Origin of the sequence: Chitinophaga jiangningensis, from assembly GCF_900142605.1 — a bacterium.
In the GTDB taxonomy this organism is placed as follows: Bacteria; Bacteroidota; Bacteroidia; order Chitinophagales; family Chitinophagaceae; genus Chitinophaga; species Chitinophaga jiangningensis.
The window spans coordinates 86035-95312 of sequence record NZ_FRBL01000002.1; the positions used below are offsets into that span (position 1 = coordinate 86035).

General features: G+C 42.1%; 18 protein-coding genes. 15 read left to right on the forward strand and 3 right to left on the reverse strand.

Going from position 1 to position 9278, the window contains the following annotated elements; translation table 11 throughout:
- Window positions 1–191 precede the first annotated feature (191 nt).
- From BUB18_RS04820 to BUB18_RS04855, 9 genes are all read left to right on the forward strand, one after another.
- Entirely contained in the window at window positions 192–443 is a 252-nt protein-coding gene (locus tag BUB18_RS04820) for a hypothetical protein (protein WP_073078667.1), read from the forward strand.
- 57 nt (window positions 444–500) lie between these two features.
- Entirely contained in the window at window positions 501–704 is a 204-nt protein-coding gene (locus tag BUB18_RS04825; protein WP_073078669.1) for a hypothetical protein, read from the forward strand.
- 11 nt (window positions 705–715) lie between these two features.
- Complete coding sequence (locus BUB18_RS04830; RefSeq protein WP_073078671.1) at window positions 716–1192, forward strand: molecular chaperone DnaJ; 477 nt, start codon at window positions 716–718, stop codon at window positions 1190–1192.
- Between the two features lie 69 nt (window positions 1193–1261).
- Complete coding sequence (locus BUB18_RS04835; protein ID WP_073078673.1) at window positions 1262–1696, forward strand: DUF6908 domain-containing protein; 435 nt, start codon at window positions 1262–1264, stop codon at window positions 1694–1696.
- A gap of 55 nt (window positions 1697–1751) precedes the next feature.
- The gene (locus BUB18_RS04840) at window positions 1752–2135 is read left to right on the forward strand and encodes a hypothetical protein (protein ID WP_073078674.1); all 384 of its coding nucleotides are present in this window, start codon (window positions 1752–1754) and stop codon (window positions 2133–2135) included.
- A gap of 11 nt (window positions 2136–2146) precedes the next feature.
- Window positions 2147–2389, forward strand: a complete 243-nt coding sequence (locus BUB18_RS29290; RefSeq protein WP_143159836.1) for a hypothetical protein — start codon at window positions 2147–2149, stop codon at window positions 2387–2389.
- 2 nt (window positions 2390–2391) lie between these two features.
- Window positions 2392–2703: a J domain-containing protein gene (locus tag BUB18_RS04845; protein ID WP_073078676.1), complete on the forward strand. Its 312-nt coding sequence runs from the start codon at window positions 2392–2394 to the stop codon at window positions 2701–2703.
- A gap of 62 nt (window positions 2704–2765) precedes the next feature.
- A complete protein-coding gene (locus tag BUB18_RS04850) occupies window positions 2766–3563 on the forward strand; it encodes a DUF3560 domain-containing protein (protein WP_073078678.1) in 798 nt (265 codons plus the stop codon).
- 61 nt (window positions 3564–3624) lie between these two features.
- On the forward strand, window positions 3625–3918 hold the full coding sequence (locus BUB18_RS04855) for a hypothetical protein (RefSeq protein WP_073078679.1): 294 nt from the start codon (window positions 3625–3627) through the stop codon (window positions 3916–3918).
- Window positions 3919–3988: 70 nt separating this feature from the next.
- Here the strand turns inward: BUB18_RS04855 and BUB18_RS04860 are convergent, their stop codons facing one another.
- Window positions 3989–4210 carry a helix-turn-helix domain-containing protein gene (locus BUB18_RS04860; RefSeq protein WP_073078681.1) on the reverse strand — a complete coding sequence of 74 codons (222 nt, stop codon included), beginning with the start codon at window positions 4208–4210 and terminating at the stop codon, window positions 3989–3991.
- 196 nt (window positions 4211–4406) lie between these two features.
- Here BUB18_RS04860 and BUB18_RS04865 point away from each other — a divergent pair, with 196 nt between their 5' ends.
- The 3 genes from BUB18_RS04865 to BUB18_RS04875 all read left to right on the forward strand — a co-directional run bounded on the left by BUB18_RS04865 (window position 4407) and on the right by BUB18_RS04875 (window position 5625).
- Window positions 4407–4667, forward strand: coding sequence for a hypothetical protein (locus BUB18_RS04865; protein WP_073078683.1), 261 nt, complete (start codon window positions 4407–4409; stop codon window positions 4665–4667).
- A 51-nt stretch (window positions 4668–4718) separates the two neighbouring features.
- Window positions 4719–5051, forward strand: coding sequence for a hypothetical protein (locus BUB18_RS04870; RefSeq protein WP_073078685.1), 333 nt, complete (start codon window positions 4719–4721; stop codon window positions 5049–5051).
- Between the two features lie 154 nt (window positions 5052–5205).
- Window positions 5206–5625, forward strand: coding sequence for a response regulator (locus tag BUB18_RS04875; RefSeq protein ID WP_073078686.1), 420 nt, complete (start codon window positions 5206–5208; stop codon window positions 5623–5625).
- Between the two features lie 78 nt (window positions 5626–5703).
- Here the strand turns inward: BUB18_RS04875 and BUB18_RS04880 are convergent, their stop codons facing one another.
- Complete coding sequence (locus BUB18_RS04880) at window positions 5704–6045, reverse strand: hypothetical protein (protein ID WP_073078687.1); 342 nt, start codon at window positions 6043–6045, stop codon at window positions 5704–5706.
- A gap of 7 nt (window positions 6046–6052) precedes the next feature.
- Window positions 6053–6328 carry a hypothetical protein gene (locus BUB18_RS04885; protein ID WP_073078689.1) on the reverse strand — a complete coding sequence of 92 codons (276 nt, stop codon included), beginning with the start codon at window positions 6326–6328 and terminating at the stop codon, window positions 6053–6055.
- Between the two features lie 170 nt (window positions 6329–6498).
- On the opposite strand from BUB18_RS04885, the gene BUB18_RS04890 reads away from it, so the two are divergent.
- From BUB18_RS04890 to BUB18_RS04900, 3 genes are all read left to right on the forward strand, one after another.
- The gene (locus tag BUB18_RS04890; protein ID WP_073078690.1) at window positions 6499–7392 is read left to right on the forward strand and encodes a toprim domain-containing protein; all 894 of its coding nucleotides are present in this window, start codon (window positions 6499–6501) and stop codon (window positions 7390–7392) included.
- A gap of 255 nt (window positions 7393–7647) precedes the next feature.
- The gene (locus tag BUB18_RS04895) at window positions 7648–8040 is read left to right on the forward strand and encodes a plasmid mobilization protein (RefSeq protein WP_073078691.1); all 393 of its coding nucleotides are present in this window, start codon (window positions 7648–7650) and stop codon (window positions 8038–8040) included.
- On the forward strand, window positions 8025–9275 hold the full coding sequence (locus BUB18_RS04900; RefSeq protein WP_073078693.1) for a relaxase/mobilization nuclease domain-containing protein: 1251 nt from the start codon (window positions 8025–8027) through the stop codon (window positions 9273–9275). The genes BUB18_RS04895 and BUB18_RS04900 overlap by 16 nt, the downstream gene beginning before the upstream one ends.
- The last annotated feature ends 3 nt before the right edge of the window (window positions 9276–9278 follow it).

The following is a 9278-nucleotide window of genomic DNA, read 5'->3' on the forward strand; positions in this document are numbered from 1 at the left end:
AATAAAGCTGTATTGTTTTTCTCCGAGCCTACGAACAGCCCTGGAAAAAATTTTTACCTCCCATTTCAGGTAAAATTTTTTTCTGGCGGGCAGTTCATCCGGCCTCCGAAAAACAATGAACAGCGTTGCTGGCGAAAAAGAAGAAAGCGGCACACAGATAAGCCGCAGTTATAAACTCAAAACTTTTCGTTATGCAAACAATTCCTAACAACTTATCAGAGATCGCAAAGATCATCCGCGCAGACTGGCAGAAAGTACACTACACCGCCGCCCCTTATTTATCTGCAATGGAAACATTAGACAGCATCAACGATTCTTTCTATGAGGACAGCGCCCGTAGTATCGTTGTTTACTTCCTCAGCAATGCGCACTCATGGCATGGTGATACAGCAAAAGAAGTCAAGCAGAAATTAAATGAACTGCTGAAAGAACCCAAACAATAAGCCTACCGCCGGGGGCTTTTCCCCCGGCATTTTTTCTCACTAATAAACTTTATCAAAATGAATAATCAAACACTTTCCCGCCTGATGCGCATGTCATGGCAAATACAGCGCCGCCGTCATACAACAAGATCAAACGCCCTGTTTTCCGCGTGGGTGATCCTGAAAAATGATGATATAACGGTAAACTACTTACGTGCGAAACATAGCGCCCGCACGAGCAAACCCATAGCCTCTACCAACTTTTCCCTCTTTCACTTCTAAAAATTACGGTCATGAAATATTTCAATAATTGCAAAAATGTAGAAGAAGTAAAAACACTTTACCGCGAACTGGCAAAAGTACATCACCCCGACAGGGGCGGCGATACCGCAACAATGCAGGAGATCAACGGTGAATATGCCTTTGCTCTCGCCTTCATCGGTAAAGCCTCCGGCATGACGGATGAACAGATAGACTATGAAATTAAACTATCTGAAGAATACACGGCAGTCATTGAAAAAATACAGCACTTACCCGGTATCAACATTGAAGTAGTACGCAACTGGATTTGGGTAACTGGCAACACTAAGCCGGTAAAAGAAATCCTCAAGGCTGCCGGGTTCTTTTTCGCTTCAAAAAAGGTTGCATGGTACTACCGGAATGAAGCCTTTAAAGTCCGTGGTAACGGCGCATCGCTGGAAAAAATACGCGCTAAATACGGCTCTCAAACCGTAGCGGGAAAATACAAAAAAGAATTGCAGGAATCATAACAACTAACGGGGCGGTATATACGCCGCCCCGTTTACCCCCTCATTTTTTCACCTCAAAATTTTACAGTCATGAAAAAGATTAGTCAACAGGCAACGCAAATCTTTAGTCAGATCATAGACAAAATGGGCAACCGTTCCCATATGAAGTTGGAATCTTCCGGTTATATGCCCCTTACAGTGGAATTATTAAGCCAATTCATTACAACAGCAGCAGGACAAGGAAGGCTGTATAGCCTTTGTCATTACTATAAGCTAAATGGGGATTTAATGCGAGATCCTGAAATGTGCTTTTTAGTGGTGGACAACAGAACGGAACCTAACGACTTTAAGCAACTGCATATATGCCCGCAAATGTATCAAGACGATAATTTCAGCAAGTATGAAGAAAGCATCGAACTAGAGAATAACGCTGTAATGGCTTTTTGGCCCGAAATCCAACATAAGCACTGCGTTTTTGCAAACTACTGGTTAAATAATCTCCAGCAACAAGGTTTTATCAGCTAACAACAACAGCGCGGAGCAATCCGCGCTCCTTCTCTCACTTCAAAATTTACATCATATGTCAGCACTTCATGAAATGAACAACGTTCAAAAGGCAAAACTAATCTGCCAACTCTTACCGGCAGATATTCCCGGCTTCCTCGACTTCGCAAAGGCTCTTTCAAATTCCATAACTGCCGATCCGGACGGCCTGCGTAAGCAATGGACAGAAAACCCAATCATCGGGCCGCAGCACTGGATTGCTTACGCTACAGAAACTATCCGCGTAATTGACGAATGCGGAAACAAGTTAGCCAGGTCACCGAAAATATTTTCAGATCAGCTTTTCGATGGCATGTTAGCACTTTACACCGTTCACTGCTTACAACAATACGCGAAGCAAAAGACCGCCAGTGAAAAATTTAAACTAGCCGCTGATCTCATTTTTTCATCACGCATTTAAACACCACACAAATGAAACCTACAATTTATGTACGGCCTGAAATGGCATTGCCCGACAATGACCAATGGCAACACCGCTTCAATGTAAAGAGTGAAACATCTAATCGCCTTTACGTGATCTCTCAAAACAAAAAAGGCAGGCATTGGGGCTGCTCTTGTCCGGGGTGGAAGGCACACCGCACCTGCAAACACCTTTCTGCTATCGGTTTACCCGGTAACTGCCAACCGTATGAAGTAACGCTTATCAATTCTTAGCAATGGCAAAGAAAAATAACTTCCTCGATGGTTACCAGACCTACGACACTAACAGCGGTTATGGCAACGCTGAAAGCTGGAAAGGTGCTTTTAAACAGCGAATGAGTAAGGAAGATGCAGCCCTGCACTTTACCGCCAATGCACAAACGCCACACGAAGTACTCGGCCTACAAAAAGGTGCATCTAAAAGTGATATTAAAAAGGCATTCCGCACCCTTATTCGTCAATGGCACCCCGATGTAAATCAGCACAGGCTTGCAGAAGCCGAAGCAATGAGCAAAAAGATCATTGCAGCCTATACACTTCTTTCTTAACAAATATTTCTTAACCGGTTTGCCCTCTCACAACGGGAGGGTAAACCACCAATTTAAAAATCATGAAACATAACTATGAAGAGCGCCGACAAAACCGTATCGACTATGCGAAAGAAAAAGCGGCCAAACTGCAAAAAGAATCCAATCAGCTGTATAACCATGCGCAAAAAATGGCATCCGTTATACCAATGGGCCAGCCTATACTGGTGGGGCATCACTCCGAAAAATGGGATCGCAACTACCGGGGGAAAATTCATAACACTTTTGGTAAAGCCGTTGCCGCAGGTGATAAAGCAGATTATTACGAAAACAAAGCGGCCACGATAGAAAGCAATGACGCTATATCCTCCGATGATCCGCTGGCACTTGACAAACTACGGAAAAAACTGGCACTATTGGAGAGTACGCAGGAGTTTATGAAAAGCGCAAACAAATGTGTCAAATCAGGTAACAAAGTAGCTTTTATGAAACTTCCCCATGCTACAGAAAAAATCTGGATAGAAATTACAACACCTGATTTTTTGAAACGTGTCGGATTCCCCGACTACTCCCTCAAAAATAATAATGCGAATATCCGTAGCGTCAAGCATCGCATTGCGAAGCTGGAAAGTATCGAACAACTTGCTACGTCCGAAAAGATTATTAACGGTGTTCGGGTAGTGATAAATACAGAGGCCAACCGTGTACAGCTTTTCTTTCCCCAAATTCCCCCGGAGGACATTAGAAAACGGCTGCGTGACCGTGGTTTTCGTTTCTCCCGTTCAGAAGGCAACGCATGGCAACAATTCATCAGTAACAGCGCGGTAGGTCATGCCTACATGGTAGCAGGTCTTTACCAAGCAGAAAGCAGCGCAAAATAAGTATTACACGGCGGCGCTTTTACCGGCGCCGCCATTCCCTCATTCCCTCAAAATTTACGATATGACAAAACGAAAAAGGAAAAACGCCTATAACGTTTTCCGCCGCTCTGCTAGGCGTGTCCTCATGGCCGATGCAGTATCTGATCCTGAGCAATACCCATTTGCTCAGGATTATGAAAGCGAGGATGATATTATCGCCTTTCATGTTTATCTCGATGGGTACTTTTTTTTCGAGATATTTTCAGATGGTCAGCTGCGATACCAGGTACTCACTGAAACAATGCACCCCATCTTTCAGCTGCGCGAAGATGCAGAGGAAGAACTTTTTTATATGTGGAAAAAAGAAGAATATTAAAAAAAAGAACGGCGGTAATCCCGCCGTTCTTTTTACAATTCTTAACCAGCTTATTACTGGCAACTACGGATCATTTTATAACATCGGCCAATGTAACACCTAAGCCCCGTACCATCTTTATCAAGGTCATCGTAGTTACATCAGAAGTACCTTTTAAAAATTTGTCCACCTGCACATGCTCAATATCAGCTGCCGCAGCTATAGTGCGCAGGCTTATTTTCTTCTCCTTTTTAATTCGATTCAAATTGGCTCGAATAATATTTAACTGGTCGTAATCTTCCGGCTCGTTCATAGATGAGCGCCAAAATGAACAAAATGATATTGGTTTATGTCGTATAATTATACTACATTAGAAATCGATTAATCGGGAGCCGCCACTGGCACCATCCCTCAACTGATAAAAACCCTTTGCAAATGCAATCTGAAGTACAAACCCGCAGGTTCCTCCGCATGGAGAACATCAATTTTGAATGTAAAATAATACTTATATGAGCCGGGTAAGCACTTCATTTTGGGAAGATGGCCTATATTACAGAGTAGTTATCTGTAAAGTATCGCACAATTACCTGCGGATTGTAGTCAATGGCTCAAAATCATCTTATTCCATCTTACCCGGTAACGATCTGCAATATGAGGACGGCATTGTAATTTTTGGAAGCATTTATGAACGTACCAAAGAGGTAACCTTTCAATACTTCCAATACATGAGCGAACCAAGACAATCCAGATACAAACAAAAGATGGAATAACCTTCCATCACCATCAAAACAATTATTCCCCTAACTCCAATGTCCTGAATAATGTACTACGTGTTATTTTTCGATTTTGCTTCCCTTGAAAATTTAGAACTGGTAAAACAACTCAGGAAAAGTGATGTTCTGAGCGATATACTTTTATTACACCAGCTGGAACCACCACTACAAAAGGAAACTTTTTCTACGCAAGAAGAAGCACATCAGTTCGTTAATGATTTGGCCGATCATTGCGCATTATTCTGCATCGTTGATGCAGATGACAATTTTATACTTCAATCCCCGGACTGTAAAGAAATGATGGAGAAAAACAAAGCCGCAGTAAATGCAATACAAGCAATACGCGCTATCCAAACCATCTTTCAGTCAACCAATAATTAGGCATACAAATATAAAATATTTATCATGAAACCGTTTAAGGGAGGTGTGACATTCCCTTTGACGGTTTTTTTGCCATAATAATCGTAATTTAAGGGAAGAAATCGCCATATTTCCCCACATAGCCATATCTGAAAATTTGCAAAACCTTAGCATCATGAAAAACGCTTTACGGGTACTAATTGCGGACGATGACGCAGAAGATCTCTCATTGCTATTAGAAATTTTTCCGGTCATATATCCGGGAGCAGAAATCATTTCTTTTCCTGATGGAGAACAAGCCTTACTGTTTCTTCAAAGATTGCCTGATTCACGTCTTCCCGAAATATTGATTCTCGACTTCAATATGCCACATCTCAACGGTGGTCAAGTGCTGGAGCAATTATCTTTGGATGAAAGATATTTTTCCATTTCTAAAATTCTCCTTAGTGATTGTTCAGAGGAAAATACTATTCAGTATTGCCTGCAAAATGGCGCATGTTGTTTCTTAACGAAAGCAAATTCCTTTGAAGGTATTAAAGAAAATATACTAGAAATTATCCGCATCCACGAGCAGCGGGTTTCACAAGAAATATAAACAAGTTCATATAAAACTGCCGTCCATAGCATTGCGCAATGGACGGCAGTTTTCGTTTAAGACCTTATACCCGGAATACTATATTTCCAAGCATTTAAGAGATTCCAGAAATGGCCTATCCCTTCTCATTCCGATCTTCAACTCATACCTGCAATCAAGTGGACAAAAAGCAAAATCCACACCGTCTTTTCTAAACTGGTAATTCCGCAGTTCCTTGTTCAGAAATACTGTAATTTGAAATTTCAGTCCGCCCTCCTGTGAGAAAAAACCGTTAATCCCCATTACCTTTTTTGCCCAAATTTTGAAGTCCAGTCTTGCAACAACCAGTCCGGTAGGTACTAATTTCATTTCAAAAGGATAAGCCATCGGGTTTAATCCCATCTGTAGGGCTTTGCTCCACGCCAGTACATTGTTTTCCATAGCCAGTTTATTTCTGCGTTAACAATGCTATCTTCTCATTCAATTCCGTAAGGCCCGCCTTTTTTAGCAGGTCTTCTGCAATGCCTTTTACTGCGTCTACAGTGGCCGTATCCATACCGGTAAGTAAAGTATCCTCCCTGCTTTTAAGTCCCGCGTCAATCACCTTTGCCAACAGCAGTATCAACTTGCGGGGTTGCACCAGACTAACTTTTACAGAATCGCCCATTCCTGGACTAGCAAGTAATGTTTCAAAAATCACTGTCACATCTTTCGCACTTAACATACACTTGATTTTTTGTTTTAAACAATATTTTTCAATTGTAAAACTATCTGTATTTAAATCCTTTTCAGGTTTTCAGCTACTACCTTATTTGCAGGGGTATATTCTCTGCTGTGCCACATATCTACTTTTGTAGCAGCAATATTGATTTGTGAAATCTGAAACTGTGAGTTATGACAATAGAGCAAGCTAAGTCGCTGGATATGGTCGATTACCTCGCCAAGCTAGGCTTCCAGCCACAAAAAATAAACGAGCCGCATTACTGGTATTTTTCCCCACTTCGACCTGACGAGAAAACGCCTTCGTTTAAGATCAATCGGCAGATGAATAAATGGAAAGATTGGGGCAGTGGGGAAAGCGGAAACCTTATTGATTTTGGCATTCTGTACCACCAATGTTCTGTAAAAGAACTCCTGCAAAAACTAGACGCTAATGCCCCCATGTTCAAACCAACAAAAGAGTATTCACCGGCGATCAAAACAGATAGCGAAATCACCATAAATCGTGTAAAACCTATTACCTCCATACCATTGATTCAGTATGTACGGCAACGTGGTATTCCTATGCCTACAGCTGAAAAATTTCTAAAAGAAGTACACTATTCTCTCAAAGGCAAAAATTACTATGCCCTCGGTTTTCCAAATGATGCCGGAGGTTATGAACTCCGCAACCAATATATCAAGGCCAGCAGCTCTCCAAAGACCTCCACTTTCATTGATAACAAAGCTGGTGAACTTGCAGTATTTGAAGGTTTTTTTAACTTTCTTACCCATCAGGCAATGCACCGTAATAACCCGCCGAAAACAAACTATCTCATACTAAATTCTCTCTCCTTTTTCGACAACAATTTATCCCGGATGACCGCCCATGATAACATCAGGCTATTTCTTGACAATGATAAATCCGGCGACAAATTCACCAAGAAAGCATTAGCCATCGACTGCCAAAAATTCATCGATGAACGCAAGCTATATGCTACCCATAAAGACCTGAACGAATGGGTTACCAGCTTAGGGCCACAACAACAAAAGAACCAATCACAACAACACAACCACCGAAGCCCCTAACAACTCCCGTCAGCAGATCACAGATTGCCCAGGGCTTCGGGCTACTTCCGCAATAGATCCATTGCAGCATCCATACCGCCATAGCCATTTTGGTCACCATGCCAAAATCTGAGATCATCTGCTGCGCCATGATCGGCCAGATGTACGGTTGTGCCACAAGGCTCAACCGAATCTGGCCGGCCTACCTCCGAAGTCGGGGCCGGGAACCGCCACAGGCGGCAAAGGAACCATTTCAAACCATCTAAAATTTATCAAATGAAAGGACAAAAGATCAATCGTGACAAGCACCTCCACGTCCGGCTTACGCCGGAAGAATACCAAAAGCTATTCAACCAGTTCTCCGGTTCGTCCAGCCAAAAGTTCAGTGAGCATATCCGAAAAATCCTGCTGGACAAACCTATCAAAATGTATCACAGAAACCAATCGCTCGATGACGCAATGGCAGTACTAATTCAGCTTAAAGATGAATTAAATGCCATCGCCAATAACTACAACCAGGTCGTTAAAAGGCTTCATATGCTCAATGCTAAATCCGACCTCTCAGGATGGCTTTCCCTCAATGAAGCAGGACGTAAAACCTTGTACGAAAAGGTCAGTGAAATAAAAGAAAGAATCGCCCAAATCAGTGAAAAATGGTTGCAAGAATAAATGCCGGTAAGTCATTACGGAATGCGTTGCACTACAATGAAAACAAAGTGCGACAGTCAGCTGCTGTGCTTATTCATTCCAAGAATTTTGCGAAAGATACAGGCGAACTAAAACTTACCGATAAACTCGGAACCCTACAGCATTTTGCAGCACAAAATGAACGCACAAAAGTTAACAGCGTCCACATATCTCTCAACTTCGACCCGTCAGAAAAATTGGACAAAGAAACTCTCCAGAGTATTGCTGATTCTTATATGCAGAAAATTGGTTTTGGTGACCAGCCTTACCTTGTTTATAACCACTCCGATGCCAGTCACCCGCATATCCATATCGTCACTACCAACATCAAAAGAAATGGGAAAAGAATCGAACTCCATAATATCGGAAAGAACCAATCTGAAAAGGCTCGTAAGCAGATAGAAAAAGACTTTAATTTGATACGTGCAGATTCTAAACAACGCCAACAGATTTACGACATAAAACCAGTCAACGCGGAGAAAGTAATCTACGGCAAGAACGCTGCATCAGGCACCAAACGCGCTATCACAAATGTGCTGGATAGCGTACTACCAAAATACAAATACACTTCATTACCGGAGCTGAATGCGGTTCTTCGCCAATACAACATTATCGCAGATCAGGGCAGTAAAGAATCCCGCATTTACAAGTCCGGGGGGCTAGTCTACAGGGTACTCAATACTGCTGGTGACAAGGTTGGTGTTCCAATTCCCGCCAGTCATATCTATAATAAACCAACCTTAAAACATTTAGAACAAAACTTCCAAAAAAATCAGGTTGCACGCCGCCCTCATATGCAGCGTGTACGAAATGCCATCGACTATACTCTTGCAACAAAAGGACGCATCACAATAGACCAATTACAGAACTACCTACAGAAAGAAAGAATCTCCCTTGTTATCCGCCAGAATGCGCAGGGAATCATCTATGGTTTGACCTACGTGGATCACAAGACCCAATCCGTTTTTAATGGTTCTGATCTCGGTAAGCCATACAATGCAAATCAACTGCAACAACGTATTCAGCAGATTCCGATCATCCAACAGCAGAAGCCACAGCTTACAAATAAAGACAACATTTCCAGCACCAACGATACGACACTTTCAAATACCCTCAAAGGTGCTATAGACTTAGTTTTCGAGGTGGAGAAAGAAACATCTCCATTAGCGGAATTTGACGAAAGAAAGAAAAAGAAGCGTAAAAGATTATTCCACTAAAAC